The 18,660-nt window shown below is 28.3% G+C and carries 16 protein-coding genes; 7 read left to right on the forward strand and 9 right to left on the reverse strand.

The genetic code is table 11. The annotated features are described in order from the left end of the window. Positions 1 to 42: 42 nt before the first annotated feature. Positions 43 to 1,671 carry a sodium/sugar symporter gene (locus tag ABJG40_RS13120; RefSeq protein WP_348025041.1) on the forward strand — a complete coding sequence of 543 codons (1,629 nt, stop codon included), beginning with the start codon at positions 43 to 45 and terminating at the stop codon, positions 1,669 to 1,671. A 77-nt stretch (positions 1,672 to 1,748) separates the two neighbouring features. Here the strand turns inward: ABJG40_RS13120 and ABJG40_RS13125 are convergent, their stop codons facing one another. From ABJG40_RS13125 to ABJG40_RS13140, 4 genes are read right to left on the reverse strand one after another with little or no spacing between them, the layout of a single operon-like run. Then, positions 1,749 to 2,774: a UDP-glucose--hexose-1-phosphate uridylyltransferase gene (locus tag ABJG40_RS13125; protein WP_348025042.1), complete on the reverse strand. Its 1,026-nt coding sequence runs from the start codon at positions 2,772 to 2,774 to the stop codon at positions 1,749 to 1,751. A gap of 9 nt (positions 2,775 to 2,783) precedes the next feature. Beyond that, the gene (gene galK, locus ABJG40_RS13130; RefSeq protein ID WP_348025043.1) at positions 2,784 to 3,941 is read right to left on the reverse strand and encodes a galactokinase; all 1,158 of its coding nucleotides are present in this window, start codon (positions 3,939 to 3,941) and stop codon (positions 2,784 to 2,786) included. 10 nt (positions 3,942 to 3,951) lie between these two features. Next, positions 3,952 to 4,842 carry an aldose 1-epimerase gene (locus ABJG40_RS13135; RefSeq protein WP_348025044.1) on the reverse strand — a complete coding sequence of 297 codons (891 nt, stop codon included), beginning with the start codon at positions 4,840 to 4,842 and terminating at the stop codon, positions 3,952 to 3,954. A 12-nt stretch (positions 4,843 to 4,854) separates the two neighbouring features. Further along, on the reverse strand, positions 4,855 to 5,853 hold the full coding sequence (locus ABJG40_RS13140; RefSeq protein WP_348025045.1) for a GntR family transcriptional regulator: 999 nt from the start codon (positions 5,851 to 5,853) through the stop codon (positions 4,855 to 4,857). Positions 5,854 to 5,940: 87 nt separating this feature from the next. Here ABJG40_RS13140 and galE point away from each other — a divergent pair, with 87 nt between their 5' ends. Next, positions 5,941 to 6,972, forward strand: a complete 1,032-nt coding sequence (gene galE, locus ABJG40_RS13145) for a UDP-glucose 4-epimerase GalE (protein WP_348025046.1) — start codon at positions 5,941 to 5,943, stop codon at positions 6,970 to 6,972. A gap of 95 nt (positions 6,973 to 7,067) precedes the next feature. On the opposite strand, the gene ABJG40_RS13150 is transcribed toward galE, so the two are convergent. After that, positions 7,068 to 7,514 (reverse strand): thioesterase family protein, encoded by a 447-nt coding sequence (locus ABJG40_RS13150; protein WP_348025047.1) that lies wholly within the window; start codon positions 7,512 to 7,514, stop codon positions 7,068 to 7,070. 64 nt (positions 7,515 to 7,578) lie between these two features. Further along, entirely contained in the window at positions 7,579 to 9,708 is a 2,130-nt protein-coding gene (locus ABJG40_RS13155) for a carboxy terminal-processing peptidase (RefSeq protein WP_348025048.1), read from the reverse strand. Between the two features lie 223 nt (positions 9,709 to 9,931). Here ABJG40_RS13155 and surE point away from each other — a divergent pair, with 223 nt between their 5' ends. The 5 genes from surE to ABJG40_RS13180 are packed head-to-tail and all read left to right on the forward strand — an operon-like array spanning position 9,932 to position 14,643. Next, positions 9,932 to 10,702: a 5'/3'-nucleotidase SurE gene (gene surE, locus ABJG40_RS13160; protein ID WP_348025049.1), complete on the forward strand. Its 771-nt coding sequence runs from the start codon at positions 9,932 to 9,934 to the stop codon at positions 10,700 to 10,702. Then, the gene (locus ABJG40_RS13165; RefSeq protein WP_348025050.1) at positions 10,690 to 10,977 is read left to right on the forward strand and encodes a hypothetical protein; all 288 of its coding nucleotides are present in this window, start codon (positions 10,690 to 10,692) and stop codon (positions 10,975 to 10,977) included. Before surE ends, ABJG40_RS13165 begins: the two co-directional genes overlap by 13 nt. An 8-nt stretch (positions 10,978 to 10,985) precedes the next feature. Beyond that, positions 10,986 to 12,095 (forward strand): lipid-A-disaccharide synthase, encoded by a 1,110-nt coding sequence (lpxB, locus tag ABJG40_RS13170; protein ID WP_348025051.1) that lies wholly within the window; start codon positions 10,986 to 10,988, stop codon positions 12,093 to 12,095. Between the two features lie 8 nt (positions 12,096 to 12,103). After that, positions 12,104 to 12,586 (forward strand): C40 family peptidase, encoded by a 483-nt coding sequence (locus ABJG40_RS13175; RefSeq protein WP_348025052.1) that lies wholly within the window; start codon positions 12,104 to 12,106, stop codon positions 12,584 to 12,586. A 38-nt stretch (positions 12,587 to 12,624) separates the two neighbouring features. Further along, on the forward strand, positions 12,625 to 14,643 hold the full coding sequence (locus ABJG40_RS13180; RefSeq protein ID WP_348025053.1) for a ComEC/Rec2 family competence protein: 2,019 nt from the start codon (positions 12,625 to 12,627) through the stop codon (positions 14,641 to 14,643). 2 nt (positions 14,644 to 14,645) lie between these two features. Here ABJG40_RS13180 and ABJG40_RS13185 read toward each other — a convergent pair whose 3' ends face one another. From ABJG40_RS13185 to ABJG40_RS13195, 3 genes are all read right to left on the reverse strand, one after another. Beyond that, complete coding sequence (locus ABJG40_RS13185) at positions 14,646 to 15,164, reverse strand: DUF255 domain-containing protein (protein ID WP_348025054.1); 519 nt, start codon at positions 15,162 to 15,164, stop codon at positions 14,646 to 14,648. A 96-nt stretch (positions 15,165 to 15,260) separates the two neighbouring features. Beyond that, positions 15,261 to 17,030, reverse strand: a complete 1,770-nt coding sequence (locus ABJG40_RS13190; protein WP_348025055.1) for a peptide MFS transporter — start codon at positions 17,028 to 17,030, stop codon at positions 15,261 to 15,263. A gap of 73 nt (positions 17,031 to 17,103) precedes the next feature. Then, the gene (locus tag ABJG40_RS13195) at positions 17,104 to 18,657 is read right to left on the reverse strand and encodes an oligopeptide:H+ symporter (protein ID WP_348025056.1); all 1,554 of its coding nucleotides are present in this window, start codon (positions 18,655 to 18,657) and stop codon (positions 17,104 to 17,106) included. Positions 18,658 to 18,660 lie beyond the last annotated feature (3 nt).

The following is an 18,660-nucleotide window of genomic DNA, read 5'->3' on the forward strand; positions in this document are numbered from 1 at the left end:
TATTTGAGACATAAAAATAACTAAATTAACTTAATTTATATTATGACAGCAGGATTTGAAATTATGGACTATGTAGTCTTTGTTTCCTACGCCATTTTAATTTTGGGAGTAGGCTTATGGGTTTCTAGAGACAAAAAAGGACACCAAAAAAACGCAGAAGATTACTTTTTAGCAAGTAAATCTTTACCTTGGTGGGCCATTGGTACATCTTTAATTGCAGCAAATATTTCTGCAGAACAGTTTATAGGTATGTCTGGGTCTGGATTTGCTTTAGGTATTGCAATTGCCTCTTATGAGTGGATGGCAGCATTAACTTTAATTATTGTTGGTAAATATTTTCTACCCATTTTTATAGAAAAAGGTTTGTATACAATACCTGAGTTTGTTGAAAAACGATTCTCAACAAATCTTAAAACAATTTTAGCAGTTTTTTGGTTAGCACTCTACATATTTGTAAATCTAACTTCTGTATTATATTTAGGTGGTTTAGCTATTGAAACTATTATGGGTATAGATATGATGTATGCCGTAATGGGCTTAGCCTTATTTGCTGCTGCTTATTCTTTATATGGTGGTTTGTCTGCTGTTGCTTGGACAGATGTTATACAAGTAGTATTCTTAGTTCTAGGTGGTTTAGTTACTACATATCTAGCATTAAATACTGTTTCTGGAGGAGAAGGTATGTTTGCAGGTTTCTCTAAAGTTTGGGAAGCTGCTCCAGAAAAATTTCATATGATATTAGATGAATCGAACGATAACTACATAAACTTGCCAGGTATTTGGGTTTTAGTTGGTGGTTTATGGGTTGCTAATTTATATTATTGGGGTTTCAATCAATATATTATTCAAAGAACTTTAGCAGCTAAATCATTAAAAGAATCTCAAAAGGGTATTTTATTAGCTGCATTTTTAAAGTTGATTATTCCTTTAATAGTTGTTGTGCCAGGTATTGCAGCTTATGTAATGGTAAATGATCCAGATATTATGGCTAATTTAGGGGGAGCAGGAATGTTAAATACACCTTCTGCTGACCAAGCAGATAAAGCATACCCTTGGTTATTACAATTTTTACCTACAGGGCTTAAAGGTGTTGCTTTTGCTGCTCTAGCTGCAGCAGTTGTTTCTTCTTTAGCTTCTATGTTAAATTCTACATCTACAATATTTACAATGGATATTTATAAACAGTATATAGATAAAAATGCTAATGATAAAAAGACAGTAAATGTTGGCCGTATTTCTGCTGCTATTGCTTTAATCATTGCTGTTATAATAGCACCAATGTTAAGTGGTTTAGATCAAGCATTTCAATACATTCAAGAATTTACAGGAATGGTAAGTCCTGGAATATTAGCTGTATTTATTTTAGGTTTATTTTGGAAGAAAACAACAAATAATGCAGCAATTTGGGGAGCAGTTTTATCTATTCCAATTGCTTTAGCACTTAAATTTATTCCAATTCCTGGATTAGAACCTTGGATGCATCAGATGGGAATTACAGCTGTTTTAACTATGATTATAATTATGGTATTAAGTCATATGCAGAATAAAGGAGCAGATGATTCTAAAGGTATTGAAATTACAAAAGATTTATTTAAAACGACTCCGTTGTTTAATATTGGATCTATAGTTATATGTATTTTACTAGTTGTTTTGTATAGTTTATTCTGGTAATAATTTAAATAAAATAATAAAAAAGCCTCTAAAAACTAGTTTTTAGAGGCTTTTTTATTATAACAAGATTAAAAATTCTATTTAATTAACTTATTTAATCTTGTTGCTGCTTGTTCTGCTGTAATATCTCTTTGAGGAGAACCAAACATTTCGTAACCAACCATAAACTTTTTTACAGTTGCACTTCTTAATAAAGGGGGATAAAAACTCATGTGCCAATGCCAATGATTATTCTCTTCTCCGTTTGTTGGAGATTGGTGTATTCCTGAAGAATAAGGAAAAGAACATTCAAATAGTGCATCATAAGCTTTAGTGATTTTAGAAATTGCTTCTGAGAAATTCAATGTTTCAACTTCGCTCATTTCAGAAATGTTTTTCTGACTTTTTTTAGGAGCAATCATCACTTCAAAGGGCCAAATTGCCCAAAAAGGTGTCAGAACCACAAAATCATCATTTTCAAAAATGATACGTTCTTTTGCTTTAAGTTCTTGTTTTAAATAATCTTCTAATAAACTGCTGTTTTTTTCTTTATAGTATGCTAATTGATGTTTGTCTTTTTTATCAACTTCATTAGGAAGTGTAGATTGACTCCAAATTTGCCCATGAGGATGAGGATTACTACATCCCATAACAGCACCTTTATTTTCAAAAATCTGAACATAATTAATGTTTGGATTTTCTGACAATTCATTATATTCTTTTTGCCAAGTAAATACTACTTTCTGAATATCAGTAGTAGTCATATCTGCTAAACTTTTAGAATGATCTGGACTAAAACAAATAACCTTGCAAATACCTGTTTCACTTTGTGCTTTTAAGAGTCCATCGTTTACATTAAACGAAGGTGAGTCGTTTTGTAAAGCAGCAAAATCATTTGTAAAAACAAAAACATCTGTATATTCAGGGTTAACTTCTCCGTTAATTCTAGTATTTCCTGCGCATAAATAACAAGAAGGATCATAAGTAGGTCTTTTCTCGTTATTAACAACTTCATTTTGTCCTTGCCACGGTCTTTTAGCTCTGTGTGGAGAAACTAAAACCCATTCACCAGTTAAGATATTAAATCTTTTGTGAGAATAATCTTGTAAATTTGTATTGCTCATTTTATTATTTTATAGTTGATTATTTACGATATGTGTTCCTTCAGAAAGCTCAATAAAATATACAGAACAATCTGTATTAAATTTATTTTTATATGCTTTAGCTACGGTTTCACTAAAAGCTTTAGCTTCAGTTTTTGAAATTAAATTAATTGTACATCCGCCAAAACCTCCTCCCATCATTCTTGCACCTAAAACATTCTTGTTTTTTTTAGCTTGTTCTACTAGAAAATCTAATTCATCGCAACTTACTTTGAATTGATTAGATAAACCTTCGTGAGATTGATAAATTAAAGAGCCTAGAGTAGTTAAATCTCCATCTTCAATAGCTTTTGCAGCTTTTAGTGTTCTAGAGTTTTCTTGAATTACATATAAGCCTTTTTGATAATTTGCGGGTGTAACTTTATCAATTATAGTTTCTAAATCTGCTTCTGTGGCATCTCTAAGAGCTTTTATTCCTAATAATTTAGAAATACTTTCACATGCAGAGCGTCTATCATTATAAGCACTATCAGATAAACTATGTTTTACGTTTGTATTTATTAGCATTAATTGATGATCTTTAAAATCTATCTTATAAGGTTTAGATTCTACGGTTCTGCAGTCTAAATGAAGTGCGTTGTCTTTAATACCAAACATGCTTGCATATTGATCCATAATTCCACAATTTACACCAACATAATTATGTTCTGCTTTTTGTGAAATTAAAATCATTTCGTGTTTAGTTAAGCCTAAATCAAACAATTCATTTAAACCAAAAACAACACTGTTTTCTAATGCTGCAGAAGAAGACATACCTGCTCCTCCAGGAATATTACCTTTAAAAACGGCGTTAAAATCTCCAATTACTTTATTTCTGTTTTGAATTTCTGCAACTACCCCTAAAACATAGTTTTCCCAATTTCCTTCTTTTGATGGTTTTAATTTGTCTAGTTCAAATTCTATTGTGCTATCTAAATCTAATGCGATTGCAGTACATTTTCCAGTATTGCTTTTATGAATTGCTGCAGCGATTCCTTTGTTTACAGCTGCAGGAAAAACATAACCATCATTATAATCTGTGTGTTCTCCTATAATATTTATTCTTCCAGGGGAAAAAATTAATAAAGGATCTGTTTTAAATTTTTTTATGAATGTTTCTTTTACATCCTTAATTAGTGTTGCACTCATTTTAGTATAGTTAAATGTTATTAATATTTATTTTCCAAATAATTGAATAATCTTTATTTGGTTTTAAAGATTGTAATCCTATTTTATTATTAAAGCTATCAGAAACACCCGTAGTTGGTTCTATTGCTATGGTGTTTTTTCTTGGAGGAGTATATGCTTGTAAGAAATTTTCTTTTACAGAAGATTTAAAAGATAGTTGGTATTTTGGTGTGTTAAATTTTACTTTATTTGATTTCAAAATCCAACAATCATCTAATTGTTTGTCTTTGATGTTGAATGTTTTTTCTGGTTTAATTGTCTCTATACCAGTTGTAATGTTTCTCTGTCCGATGATTAATTTTTGTGTACAATTAAAATTTAACGAGCTTTTAGTTAAATCTTCACTAATAAAATATGGATGCCATCCTAAAGTAAAAGGAAAAGTTTTGGTATCTGTATTTTTAACTTTTAATTGCAAACTGATACTTTGTTTAGTGAAAATATAGGTTACTGCAATTGTATAAGTATAAGGAAAACCTTTCGTTTTATTGTTTTCTACATATTCTAACGTAATAGAAGCAGATTCTTCTGTTTCTGAAATATTTGTAACAACAAATGTTTTATTATAAACAAAACCATGTAGTGCATTTTGTTCTTCTTGCTGATTTGTTTCTAATTCATATTTATTGTCATTAAAAGAATAAATACCATCTTTAATTCTATTAGCAAACGGAAACAAAATTGAAGATGCATAAGTAGATTCATATGCTAAGGGACTTAAATTTTGAATAATTGCTTGCCCATCTAAAGTTAGTTCTTGTAAACTAGCTCCTTGGTTTAAGTAAATTTTTCCAAACACACTATTTTCAGTATTTCTTACTTCTATTGTGTTTAATTCTTGGTTGTGCTTTATACTATACATTACATTTTTTTATTAGAGAGAGTTTCTAATGATAATGTTATTAGGATTCTCTATTTTTAATTCTTCTTTATTTAATATCATTTCTGCCAAACGCTTTCCCATCATTTTAAAATCTGTAGATATTGTTGTGATTCCTCCTTCAACAATTTCTTTTAATAAAGTTTCATTGTAAGAAATTATTCCAATATCTTTTTTAAGAGACAAACCTTCACTTTTCATTTTCTTTATAATTCTAAGTAAGTTTTTATCTTCAGGTATAATATATAGCTCTCCTTTTTCAAGAGTTTTGTTTTCTAAAGAATTTATAATTTCAAAAGAGATATTTTTATCACTAGAAAATTTTGTAAAACCATCTTTCATTTCTTTAGGTTGTTTATCGTCAGAAAACACCAAAACAAGTTTTTTATAGTTTTTAATTAAATAAAATACTTTAGTAAGATTATTGTAAAGAGCTTTTTCAAAATCTTGATAAATAGCAGGGTATTCTAATAAATCATCATGAATCTGATCTAATATATATACTTTGTCTTTAGGTAGGTTTTGTATAACTAGGTTTGTGTTTTTAAAATTTGCGGGCATTATTATATATCTACTATAATCTCCTAAATTGTCATTAATTAACTTATGAAAAATAGTATTATTAAAATGATGGAAAAAAATATCTACTTGAATATTATCACTTAAATTTTTTAAAAAAGAATTGTATAAATCTTCTTTAAATGAATTTAATTCATCAAAAAGTAAAAATATTTTTTGTTTTACTTTAATATCTTCAGTAGAAACATAATATCCTTTACCAACTACAGAATAAATAATTCCACGACTTTTTAATTCATTAAAAGCCATAATAACAGTGTCTCTAGATAAAGAATGTTTTTGTTTTATAGAGTTTAATGAAGGTAGTTTATCCCCTTTTTTAAGTGTTCCATTTAAAATTGATTCTTCTATAGAGGTAATAATTTGCTTATACTTTGGTGTATTTGAACCTTTATGTAGTGATACTATTTTCATAAAACAAATATAATTATTTTTTTTACAAAACAACTAGTAGGTACTAGTATGTTTTTGTTATATTTGACTTTTTAAAACTAAGGATTAATGAAAAATAAAATTATAGTAACAGGTGGTTGTGGGTATATAGGTTCACATACTGTTGTTGAGTTGATAAATAATAATTATGATGTTGTAATTCTTGATGATTTATCAAATTCTTCAGTAGAAACTTTAGGTAGAATTGAAAAAATTACAGGTGTAAAACCAGTTTTTATCGATATTGATTTAAAAAATGATACAGAAACTAAAAAAGTCTTTAGCAAGCATAAAGATGCAAAAGCAGTAATTAATTTTGCGGCTCATAAAGCAGTTGGAGAATCTGTACAGAAACCTTTAATGTATTATAAGAATAATTTATATTCATTAATTAATATGTTGTCTTCAATGGTAGAAAATAATATAAATGGAGTTATTTTTTCTTCTTCTGCTACAGTTTATGGTACACCAGAAACTTTACCAATTACAGAAAAGAGTAAAACACAGCGTCCTTTTTCTCCTTATGGGAATACAAAAAAAATAGCTGAAGAAGTAATTGATGATTTAATAAAATCTAACGATAATTTTTCTGCTATTTCTTTACGTTATTTTAATCCTATTGGAGCACATGAATCTGGTTTAATTGGAGAATTACCAAGTGGAGTGCCTAATAATTTAATGCCATATATTACTCAAACTGCAGTTGGCCTTAGAGAAAAATTAATGGTTTATGGTAATGATTATCCAACAAAAGATGGAACGCCAATAAGAGATTATATTCATGTTGTAGATTTAGCGAAAGCTCATGTTTTGGCAGTAGAAAGAATTATAAATAAACAACAAGAACAACCCTATGAAATTTTTAATTTAGGAACAGGAAATGGTTTTTCTGTTTTAGATGTTATTAATTCTTTTGAAGAAGTAACTAATTCTAAATTGAATTACGAGATTACCGATAGAAGACCTGGTGATGTACCAGAGCTATATGCTGCAACAGATTTGGTAAAAGAAAAATTAGGTTGGGAGCCTAAGAAATCTTTAAATGAAATGATAAAATCGTCTTGGGATTGGGAACAAAAATTAAGAAATAATAAAGAGTAAATTTATAAAACCAGCATAAAAAAATCTACATATTAAAAATTTAATAATTTTTTTGAAGCTTGATTGTGTTTTTTCAATAAATACCATTTAAATACTTAACTTTTTGTAAGTAATATTTCTTCGAAATCATCACTTTTTTCTGCATTATCAAATAAATGCTGAGCTTCTTTTGGTGGGGTAGTTAGTTTTCTTTTTGTTAAATCGATCCAAGCTCCGTAAACTTTTACAATTGCAGATAATTTACCTGCTTCATTAAAAATTTGATGTGTAATTTTCCAACGTTCATTGTTTTTAGATAGGCCTGCAATTTTAAAATCTACACTAATGTTTTCTCCTAAATGAATTTCTTTTCTAAAAGAGGTTTCTTCTGTAAATAGAATTGGACCAATATTGTGTTTTGTAAAATCTGCAATCGAAAAATTTTGATCTCTAAAGTAGCGTACTCTTAATTCTGCTGCATAATCATTGTATGCGCTGTGGCGCATATGTCTGTTTGGGTCAAAATCTGCCCATTTTGTTGTAAAAGTTACTTTAAAACTCATTTTATTGTATTTAAAAACCTGATAAAAAAATTTATCAGGTTTATTATAATGTTATTTAGTTGTATTAATGTTTTACAATTTCATTAGTAGGGTTAAGCTTTAATTCACTTAACACATTTAATGCCTCAAAAACATAAACATCTTTAGCAAGGTTTTCATGCCATGCTAATCTTTTGTCTGCTAAAGTTGTATCATTTTTAAACAGTGCTCTTTCATATTCTGGAGAAGTAAAGTTTAAATCAGATTTATAATCAAAAACAGATTTAAATTTTTCTGCGGATTTTTCATTTGCATTGTTTTCTGCAGAAAACATTTTATAGTTTAAAGAATAAGAAGTATCATCTTGATTTTCTTTTAACCATTTTGCATATTCATTTATTAATTTAAATTTAGAGTCAGTTGCAATTCTTTGTTTGCTATTGTAGATGACTTCAGAAAAATTTTGATAAGAATTCGATTGCATGTAATCTGCTTGTTTAACTTTATCCCAAATTAATGCGCCTTCTAAATCTCTTTCTCCAAATTTCATATAACTATATCTGCTTGGTATAGCAATATCTGAATAAACACCCTCTATTTGAGTAGAGCCACCATTAATTCTGTAGAATTTTTGAATGGTCATTTTTAAAGCACCTAAGTTTTTATCATATTTTGTAAATTGATTAATAGGTAATACACTTTGCACAGTTCCTTTACCATAAGTTTGATTTCCTCCAATAATAACAGCTCTTTTGTAATCTTGCATTGCTGCTGCAAAAATTTCTGAAGCAGATGCCGAAAACTCGTTTACTAAAACAACTACAGCACCATCCCATTGTATTTTAGGATCTATATCTTTTTTAACGATTGGGTTTTCTCCTCTATATTTAATTTGTACAACAGGACCTTGATTAATAAATAAACCACTAATTTCTATAGCAGTTTTTAAAGAACCACCACCATTATTTCTTAAATCGACGATTAAACCAGCAACACCTTCTTTCTTTAGGCGTTCAATTTCTTTTTCCATGTCTTTTGCAGAATCTCTGTAGTTGGCTTCATTAAAATTGATGTAAAACTTTGGTAAATCTATAATTCCGTATTTTTTACCATCTTTTTCTACAATACTAGATTTTACAAAAGTTTCTTCTAACTCTACAACATCTCTAATAATAGAAATTATTTTGGTAGAACCATCTAGTTTTTTCTTAACAGTTAACCTAACTTCTGTTCCTTTTTTTCCTTTAATAAATTTAATGGCGTCATCTAAACGCATACCAACAATATCTAACGGTTTTTTTCTTCCTTGGGCAACTTCTAGTATAATGTCTCCGGCTTCTAATTCTCCTTGTTTCCAAGCAGGACCACCTGAAACTAGTTCAAAAACATGTGTATAAATTCCTTTTTTCTGTAATCTAGCTCCAATTCCTTCTAATTTACCAGACATATCTTGGTCAAACTTTTCTTTAATACTTGGAGCCATATATGTAGTGTGAGGATCAAAAGCGCCAACAACACTATTTAAAAAAGTAGAAAACCAATCTTCATGTTCTAGTTCTTCAATTCTGATATACAAATCATCCATATTTTTAAGAACTTCTAAACGTGCTTCTCTCTCTAGCTCTTTAAATTTTTTCTTCTTAAATTTTTTATCAGTTAAAGCTTTTGCATCTTGTTTTTCAATTTTATTTTGTATTCTTATTAAGGTGCTTAATTTTAATTGTTTACGCCAGTACTCTATTAATATATTTTCGTTTTTTGCAAACGGAATTTTTTCATAATCGACATCAATAGTTTCTTTTTTATTAAAATTAAAAGGTTGTGCTAATAAATCTCCATAATAAGATTTTGCGTTTTTAATTTTACTAGTAAACCTTTCATAAACCAAGTTGTAAAAAGACATATCTTCATTTAAAAGTTGATTGTCAATATCATATTTATATTGAGAAAAATCTTCAATGTCTTTTTGAGTAAAATATCTTTTATTAGGATCTAATCCGTTAATAAATTCATTAAATACATATTCAGAAAAATCATCATTCATATCTTTTACAACAAAATGACTTCTTGTCAAAATATTTCTTAAGATATACACTAAAATTTTATCTTTCTCAGGATCTGTTTTAGTATTGCTATTAGATGCCTTAGTTTGTATACTGCAAATTAGTATTAATGATGCTAATATAAATGAGGTAATTTTAAATTTCGTCTTCATAAATCTTCAGTCGTGAATTTTGTTTTTTTATTACTAGTTGTGCTTTGCTAAACTACTAAAATAATGCCAATTTTTTTTGACAACTTTTTGAGCGGTATTATATTTAATACAAAAAACAGTTGTTGTATACAATGTTACGTAAAAAAGTGAATAATTATTCTTTACAAAATGTTAAAAAGAAAATAGTTTAAATCAGTTACATTTGTAATTAAAAAACTAAAAAATGCAAGACAAACCATTAATTTTAATAACCAATGATGATGGAATTACAGCTCCTGGTTTAAGAGCTTTAATTAGAATTATGAATAAAATAGGAGAGGTTGTTGTTGTTGCACCTGATAGTCCACAAAGTGGAATGGGACATGCAATTACGGTTGACAATGTTTTAACATGTAACCCAATTACAATTGATGAAGGTCCGCAATTAGAATATACTTGTTCTGGTACACCTGCAGATTGTGTAAAAATGGCTATTAATGAAATTTTAAATAGAAAACCAGATTTATGTGTTTCTGGTATTAATCATGGATCTAATGCTTCTATAAGTGTTATTTATTCTGGCACAATGAGTGCTGCAATAGAAGCAGGTATAGAAGGTGTGCCAGCAATTGGTTTTTCTTTGTTAGATTTTAAATGGCATGCAGATTTTAAACCATCAGAAGAATATATTAAAAATATTACTTTAAATGTTTTGTTAAATGGTATACCAGATGGTGTTGTTTTAAATGTAAATGTGCCTAAGTTAAAAAAAGAAGAAATAAAAGGTGTAAAAATTTGTAGACAAGCAAATGGTTACTGGAAAGAAGATTTTGATAAAAGAAAAAACCCAATGGGTAAAGAATATTATTGGCTTTCTGGCGAGTTTGTTAATAAAGACAAAGGTCAAGATACAGATATATATGCATTAGAAAATGGTTATATTTCTGTTGTTCCTGTTCAGTTTGATATGACTGCACATCACATGATACAAAAATTAAATTCTTGGGAACTGTAAAAAAACATATTTTAATAGGGATTTTAATTTCACTGTTTGCAACTTTTGGAGGCATTTTTTTATACTTAGAATATATCTCTAAATTTGGTTTTTATGAAACAATAGATTTAATTAAAGAAGGAAAATTATATGGTAAAGTATTGTCTTTAGCAGCAATTCCAAATTTATTTGTGTTTTTTATTTTTATCAAAAAGAAACAAGATAACAAAGCAAAAGGTGTTTTGTTAGCAACTATTTTAATAGCATTTACAACGTTAGTTTTAAAATTTTTCTAATACAAAATATGAAATATTATATTATTGCTGGTGAAGCTTCTGGAGATTTACATGGAGCAAATTTAATGAAGCAATTGTACAAACAAGATACAAAAGCAGATATTAGGTTTTGGGGAGGAGATTTAATGAAAAATATTGGCGGAACAATTGTAAGTCACTATAAAGAAAGATCTTTTATGGGCTTTTTTGAAGTTTTAATGAATCTATCTAAAGTTTTAGGATTCATTAAGTTTTGTAAAAAAGACATTGTCCAATTTAAACCAGATGTTATTGTTTTTATTGATAATTCTGGCTTTAATTTACGAGTTGCAAAATGGGCAAAAAAACAAGGTTTTAGAACTAATTATTACATTTCTCCACAAGTTTGGGCAAGTAGAGCAAGTAGAGTAAAAGAGATCAAAAGAGATATAGACACTATGTTTGTAATTCTTCCTTTTGAAAAAGATTTTTATAAAAAATATGGTTACGAGGTTAATTTTGTTGGACATCCTTTAATTGACGGTATTGCAGATAGAAAACAAGTGAGTTTTACTACTTTTAAAAAAGAACATAATTTAAATGACAAACCCATTATTGCACTTTTACCAGGAAGTAGAAAACAAGAAATAACTAAAATGCTTTCTGTAATGTTGTTTTTAATTGATGATTTTTCTGAATATCAATTTGTTGTTGCTGGTGCACCAAGTCAAGAATTAAGTTTTTACCAGAATATTATAAGAAATAAAAAAGTGGCTTTTATTAACAATAAAACTTATGATTTGTTAAGTGTTTCTTATGCAGCAATAGTTGCTTCTGGTACTGCAACATTAGAAACAGCGTTATTTAAAGTGCCGCAAGTAGTTTGTTATAAAGGGAGTACTATTTCTTACCAAATTGCAAAGAGAATTATTACCCTAAAATTTATTTCTTTAGTAAATTTAATTATGGATAAAGAAGTTGTTAAAGAATTGATTCAGAATGAATTTAACTCCAAAAATTTAAAATTAGAATTAACAAAAATTATAGACAAAAGTTTTAGAGAAAAATTATTTTTAGAATATTTTGAGTTAGAATCTAAATTAGGAGGAAAAGGAGCTTCTAAAAAAGTAGCAAAACAAATTGTAAGTAATTTAAAATAAGATTCATTTTGAAAAAAATAATACTTTTCTTATTCGTTGTTTTTTCTTTGATGATAACTTCATGTTCATCATCTAAAACAGTTGTTAAAAATAAAACAAAACCACTCTCTAAAGTAGATAAAATTGTAGCTGAAGCTTTAAAATATAAAGGAGTTCGCTATCGATTTGGAGGAACAACAAAAAGCGGAATGGATTGTTCTGGAGTTGTGTTTGTTGCTTTCGGAAGCGAAAAAATTTATTTACCTAGAGTTTCTAGAGACATGGCAAAAAAAGGAAAAAAAATTTCTTTGAGTACTGTTAAAAAAGGCGATTTATTGTTTTTTAGAACTTCTAATAGAAGAAGAAGAATTAACCATGTTGGCTTGGTGGTTTCAAATAATAAAGGCCAAATAAGATTTGTACATGCCACCACATCTAGAGGTGTTATTGTTTCTACTCTTTCAGAAAAATACTGGGAAAAAGCCTTTGTAAAAGCAACAAAAATCTTATAATCAGTAATTAAAGTTTTTTTTACTAACTTTAACTTGCTATGAAAAGGTTATTTAATTATTTACCCTTGCACTTTGTTGTGCTTGGGATTATTGGAATATGTTGCCAATTTTTTACACATTTCTTGAGTTTTAGTTTTCTAAAAACGTTCTTGTTTTTAGGTTGTCTTTTATTTTTTATAATAGTTTTAAAAAGTAATTTTTTAAGAACAATTATAACATTTGTACTCTTCTTTTTTATTGGAGTTTTGTCTGTAAATATTAATGATAATAGAAATTTTAGTTCATTTTATGAAAACTATTTAGAAGGTAATTCTAAAGTCGTAATACAAATTCATAAGAAGTTAAAACCAGGTAATTATTATTTAAAATATGAAGCAAATGTTATTCAGGTAGATAATTATATAACTAAAGGAAGAGTTCTTTTAAACGTTAAGAAAGACAGTGTTTTAAAGAGGTTTTTTGTTGATGATAAAATCGTATTAAAATCAAGTTTAAAAGAATTAATTCCGCCTTTAAACCCACATCAATTTAATTACAAATCTTATTTAGCTAAACAAGGAATTTACCATCAATTATTTATTGAAAAAAATCACTTTTTAAAGTTGAACTCTAAGTCAACGACCATCTTTGGGTTATCATCAAAGTTTAGAAATTATATTCAAAAATCACTTTTAAAATATAACTTTAAGAAAAATGAATTAGCAGTAATTAATGCATTGTTATTAGGGCAAAGGCAAGATATTTCTAAAGATTTAATAACAGATTATCAAAGAGCAGGTGCAATTCATATTTTGGCAGTTTCTGGTTTGCATGTTGGTATTATTTTACTCATTTTGTCTTTTCTTTTTAAACCAATAGAACAAATTAAATATGGTAAATTATTAAAAACAATAATTACTGTGTTTCTTTTATGGATGTTTGCATTTATTGCTGGTTTATCTGCATCTGTAGTAAGAGCAGTAACTATGTTTACTTTTTTAGCTATAGGAATGTCATTTAAAAGAAAAAATATAGTTGAGTTTTCTTTTATCTCATCCATGTTTTTTTTACTTTTAATAAAACCAATGTTCTTATTTGACGTTGGTTTTCAATTAAGTTATTTAGCTGTTTTTGGTATTCTTTGGACACAGCCTAAAATTTATGCTATTTGGAAGCCAAGATTTAAATTTGTTGATTTTTTCTGGCAATTATTTACCGTTTCTATAGCTGCTCAAATAGGAATTTTACCCTTGAGTATTTATTATTTTCAACAATTTCCAGGATTATTTTTAGCTTCAAATTTGGTAATCATTCCTTTTTTAGGAGCTATTCTAGTTGGTGGTGTTTTAGTGATTATTACATCACTTTTATGCATATTACCACAATTTATAGCAGATTTTTATGGGAAAATAATTTCTTGGATGAATGCTTTTGTAAGCTGGATTTCTCATCGAGAAGAATTTTTGTTTAAGGAAATTTCTATTTCATTTTTAATGATGATTTGTTGGTATTTGTTAATGCTGTTTGGTATATACTTCTTGATAAAAAGTTCCTCTAAAAAACTCATTTATTCCTTGATAGCAATTCTATCGGTTCAGAGTGTTTTTATGTTTGAGTCAAATCAAAAGAAATCAAAAAAAGAACTGATTGTTTTTCATAAAAGTAGATTTTCTATAATTGGAAAAAGAATAGGTGAGTACCTCTTTTTACAACATAACTTAGATAGTTTAAAATTAAAAAAAGAAAATAGTGTTAATTCTTACAGAATATCTGAAGGAATTAAAGAAGTGAAAGAAATGAGTTTTAATAACTTTATGAAGTTTTCTAATAAAGATATTTTGCTAATTGATAGTTTAGGTGTTTACAATCTTTCTAACATTAATAAACCAATTGTTGTGTTACAATATTCACCTAAAATAAATCTTTTAAGATTGATACAAAAAATAAAACCATCACAAATAATTGCAGATGGTTCTAATTATAAAAGTTATGTAATTCGTTGGAAAAAGACTTGTTTAATCAATAAAATCTCTTTTCATTATACAGGACAAAAAGGAGCCTATATTTTAAAAAAGTAAACTTACAATTTGCTTATAAAACTCTTTTCAAATTCTGTCCATTTTTGATTTTTATATTTTACTTCAGAAAAGTAAACCAATACTTTTTCCATAATAGTTTTATCTAAATAACCTGGAATTCTATCAAGTATTTTTACATCTTCAGACATGAAAAGTGTTGTTGGATATGATAATTTTCCGTTCATTAAAGTAGCAGGTAGTTGATGATAGCCACGTCTACCTTCTTTTTGAAACTTAAAAGTATAATCATTAAAAATAATATCTTTTTTTTCTTCACCATTAAGTTTAACGGCGTAAAAGTTAGTGTTTATATAGTCTGATATTGTTTTGTTAGAATAGGTGTTTAAATCCATTTTCTTACAATAGCCACACCAATCTGTATAAATATCAATTAAAATAGGTCTCGGTTTTTTTTTATTTAAAGCAAGGGCTTCTTCAAAAGTCATCCACTTTACACTTTCTTGTGCTTTTATAGAAAGTATTGTAAAAAACAGGGTAAAAAGTAAGACTCTTATTCTCATAATTTAGAAGTTTCAAGATGTATACCGAAATTATAATTAAATGAAAATAGTTTTGTAAAAAGCTCTTTTCTTCTACTAATTTCTTAATAGTAAAAATTATTTTACTCCGTGCATAAGCTTTTTAATTGCAGGATATAATACTGCAGATAATACTGCTAAACCAAAAGATATTAAGGTTAATAACCAAAAGAAACTGCTTAATCCTTTTTCTTGTGCTATAGCTTCTGAAGATTCTGCAAAAACACCAGCTAATTTCATTCCAATTGCCACAGCTAAATACCAAACTCCAAACATAAAAGCAATCATACGTGCTGGTACTAATTTAGAAACATAAGAAAGAGCTACTGGAGATACACAAAGTTCTCCCATTGTATGGAATAAATAAACTAAAATCAACCAAATAACACTTACAGATGCTGTTTTAGCTCCTGGCTCAATATCACCAGCACCAATGGCAATTACTGCCATTCCTAAACCTAATAAACCCATTCCAATTGCCCATTTCATATTTGCATTAGGGTTGTATTTGCTTTCCCACCATTTAGAAAATAAAGGTGCTAATGTAATAATATATAAAGAGTTTAAAACAGAGAACCAAGAAGCAGGAATTTCTGCGGTATCTTTTTGAAATTCTTTTGTCAACATTCCTATTGCTATTATCCAAATAATAAGAAAACTTATAGATAAAAATATGTTAGACCATTTATATTTTGCAAATGTTTTTTTAAATAGTAAGTATAACACCCATGTAATTATTCCTAAAGGAATCAAAGTCATTAAAGAGTTTACTATTTTAAAAATTAAACCTGCACTTCCTTCCAAAACTCTATCAGTATAATCTCTAGCAAAAACTGTTAAAGAACTTGGAGATTGTTCAAAAATTGCCCAAAAGAAAATAGTTATAAAAGCAAAGAACATTACAGCTAGCATTCTATCTCTTAAAACTGGTGTATATCTTGGAATTCTAATAATAAGTAGCACAATAAATAAAATAAAGGCAACTATAATTGCTACGGTAGAGCCTGAGTAACCTACAAATTCAAAAGGGAAAACATTGTATTTTCCTTCGGAAATTTTTGATAATGGATCATTAAAAATCCATAATAAACCTAATAAAGAAGAAATTGCAATTAGTCCTTTTTGGAAACCTGTAAATGGATTTCTTTGTTCATCATCAGTTGTAGTCTTCTCATCATTAATTAATGTGTCAATGATATCTTCGGCTTTATCTTTTGGAGTTAAACCTATATTTCCAAAAATACCTTGTGCATACCAGAATTGTAATAATCCGAATAACATAAAGATACCTGCAACACCAAATCCCCAAGACCAGCCAATTTTTTCACCTAAATAACCACAAAGCAATATTCCTAAAAAAGCTCCTGCATTAACACCCATATAAAAAATAGTATAGGCTCCATCTTTTTTTTCTGGTTTCTCTGCATACATTTCAGAAATAATAGAAGTCATATTTGGTTTAAAGAAACCACTACCTATAACTAATAAACCAAGTCCCATGTATATGAAAAACGAAGTCTCTACAGCCATACAAGCATGTCCAAGAGTCATAAATAAAGCGCCAATTACTACAGCTTTTCTAATTCCAATTACGTTATCTGCAAAATAACCACCTACCATAGTTGATAAGTATACCAATGAAGTATAAGTTCCAAAAATAGCAAATGCCCATTCTCGTGGCCAACCCCAGCCATCATCTAATAAAGATGCAGTGAAGAATAGTACTAATAATGCACGCATTCCGTAATAAGAAAAACGTTCCCACATTTCAGTAAAAAACAAGACAAATAACCCTGCTGGATGCCCTAATACTTTGTCTTTAAATAAATTTTCTAGATTTGTACTCATAAAATTATTATTTAGATTTATTTAGAATTCAAAAACCTCATAAATAAAATTTATGAGGTTTTTTATGTTATTTTTAATTGTCTGCTAATTCGAAACCTTCAGCTTCTTCGTTTTTTAATACACGTTCACTTTCTTCAGCTCCGTGAGTTAGTCTTTTTAAAGGTTTTAAAATTAAAATAAATAATAAACCTATTATGACTGTGAAAATTACAATTCCAGAGAAAATAGTAAGTTCTCCAAATTCTGAAGCGGATTCTCCAATTATTCCTGCTACTTTATTTCCTAAACCAGTAGCTGCAAAATAAACACCCATCATTAAAGAAGCATATTTTACTGGTGCTAATTTTGTTATAAAAGATAATGCCACAGGTGAAATACATAATTCACCTATAGTGTGAAATAGGTACGCTAACACTAGCCAAATCATACTAGAAGTTCCTGATTTTTCAAATTCCATAGCTGCAAATACCATAAAAAGAAAACCAAAGCCCATTATAATAATACCTAATGCCATTTTAAATAGAGATGAAGCTTCTTTTCCTTTAAGCTTTCTTTTTGCCCAAATACCTGCAACAATTGTAGCAAATATGATGATGAAACCTGCGTTTAAACTTTGAAACATCACAGTCGGAATTTCCCAACCAAATAACATTCTATTAGTATTCGTTTCTGTATAAAGATTCATTAACCCACCAGCTTGTTCAAAAGCACCCCAAAATATAATAACCATAATAAAAGACAATAAAAGTACCAAGAAACGGTCTTTGTAAACCTGTGTATCTAGTTCTTTATATATCATTATTAATAAAGCAGAAATTGCGGTTAAGAACATAAATAATAAACCAAATCCCCATTCTAATGTATACCATCCATAAATAGAAAGTAAAAATAAGATTACAACTATACCTAATTGTTTAGGTGAACTAAAAAGTTTCGAATATAAAGCTCCATAAGATACTTCAGTTTTATCATTTTCACTTGGAATAAAGTTACCAACTTCTTTCAAGTACTTTTGACCAGCAATATAGTTAATCAAACCTAATACCATAACAAATCCTGCTAGTCCAAAACCTGCATGCCAACCCCATTTGGCAACAACCCCACCAACAACCATTGTAGCTAATAGTGAACCTAAATTAATACCAATATAGAATATACTAAAACCTTTATCCCTTCTAATATCTCCTTCTTTATAGAGTCCACCAACCATCGTAGAAATATTTGGTTTTAATAACCCTACTCCAAGAATAACCAATCCTAAGCCAGTATAAAATGCCCAAATATCTGTCAGAATTAAAACACCATGACCTAAACATAATACAATTGCCCCAAAAAGAACAGCTTTCTTTTGACCTATTAATTTATCAGCAATCATACCTCCTGGTATAGACATTACATATACTAACATTGTATACCAACCATAAAGTGCTAATGCTTCTTGATTTGTCCACCCTAAACCAGCACCTCTATCATCACCAATAGTTTGAGTAGTCATGTATAAAACTAATAATGCTCTCATACCATAATATGAAAAACGTTCCCACATCTCTGTTAAGAATAAAATATATAATCCTATTGGCTGTCCAAAAAGTTCTTTCTGATGTGGTAGTTTAACTGTATTACTCATATA

This window comes from Polaribacter sp., from assembly GCF_039939415.1.
In the GTDB taxonomy this organism is placed as follows: domain Bacteria; phylum Bacteroidota; class Bacteroidia; order Flavobacteriales; family Flavobacteriaceae; genus Polaribacter.